This window comes from Gryllotalpicola sp. CP2-P1, assembly GCF_057512245.1.
On the sequence record NZ_JBLRDT010000387.1, the window covers coordinates 1 to 1,212 of the forward strand.

Genomic DNA, 1,212 nt, shown 5'->3' on the forward strand with positions numbered 1-1,212 from the left:
GTGCACCACGTCGACGGGCTCGCGGGCGGCGAGGCGCCGCAGCGCCCGGGCCGTCATGAGGTCGTTCAGGGCGAAAGCGTTCTCACGCCCGATCGCCCGATGAGGCATCCGCACCCGCCCCTTCTGAAAGGTGGTGAGCACGCTCGCCGCGCCCGGCGCCGGCCGATCGAGCGACGCCGCGACGACGTGCACGCGATGCCCCGCCGCGGCCAGCTCGACCACCTGATTCCAGGCCGTCCAGCCGATTCCCGCCGCGCCCAGCGCGTGGGGAAACGCATAGAAAACCGTCAGCGGGCGGGTCATGGGACTAACCGTGCGGCAGTCCCGCGACGGCCGGTAGAGGATGTGAGGATCCGTCGTGAACCTTTTACATGACGGCAATGTGAGGAAACATCACTGTCAAGGTGCCGGGTGCACGCTGAAAAAGTCCCATCCGGGTGCGGAGCCGCACCGACCCCATCGATCCCATCCCGAGAGAAGGCGACGCACATGGACGTTCCTCACTACCTCAGGGTTCTCTGGCGCTACAAGTGGCTGCTTCTCGTGGGCCTCGTCGTCGCCGCGATGGCCGCACTGGTCGCCGGCTTCACCCTCGTCGACGGCAAGCTCGTCTCGCGCACGACCCAGCAGTACACGGCGGCCACGACGATCATGCTCGGCTCGTCCGACCAGTCGATCTACACCGACCAGCAGGTCGGGCCCACCCAGGCACCCGGCCAGTCGGTGCAGCAGACCAACCTCGCCCAGACGGCCGTCGTCTACGCCTATCTGATCTCGGGCGACACGATCCGCCAGCAGGTCGAGGCCAGCCTCGGCGCCTTCGGCCCCGACGACGGCCTCACGGCGGTCAGCCGCACGACCCAGCCGGCCGGCAGCGAGCAGTTCCCGGGCAAGTACACCCTGCCGATGATCAACGTCGTCGGCGAGAGCGACAGCGCGAGCCGGGCCGAGAAGATCTCGCGCACGGCGGCCGAGCAGTTCCAGACCTACGTGCTGCGGCAGCAGAACGCGGCGAAGGTCGCGGCGGCCGACCGCATCCAGCTCACGACCATCACCGACGGCGCGGCCGAGGCGGCCGAGGGCTCGAATCCCGCGATCCCGATCGTCATCACCGGGGCCGGCGTGATGCTCGTCTTCATCGCCCTCGCGTTCGTGCTCTACAACGTCGCGCTCTCCCGCGAGCGCGCCCGTGCCCGCCGTGCCCGCGCGTCG

2 protein-coding genes are annotated in these 1,212 nt (G+C 69.4%); one reads left to right on the top strand and one right to left on the bottom strand.

What is annotated here, in order from left to right:
• Positions 1-303 (bottom strand): glycosyltransferase (locus ACM2XV_RS15430; RefSeq protein ID WP_487027588.1); only part of this gene is annotated, 303 nt, incomplete at its 3' end.
• A gap of 186 nt (positions 304-489) precedes the next feature.
• On the opposite strand from ACM2XV_RS15430, the gene ACM2XV_RS15435 reads away from it, so the two are divergent.
• On the top strand, positions 490-1,212 hold a 723-nt coding region (locus ACM2XV_RS15435; RefSeq protein WP_487027589.1), incomplete at its 3' end, for a hypothetical protein.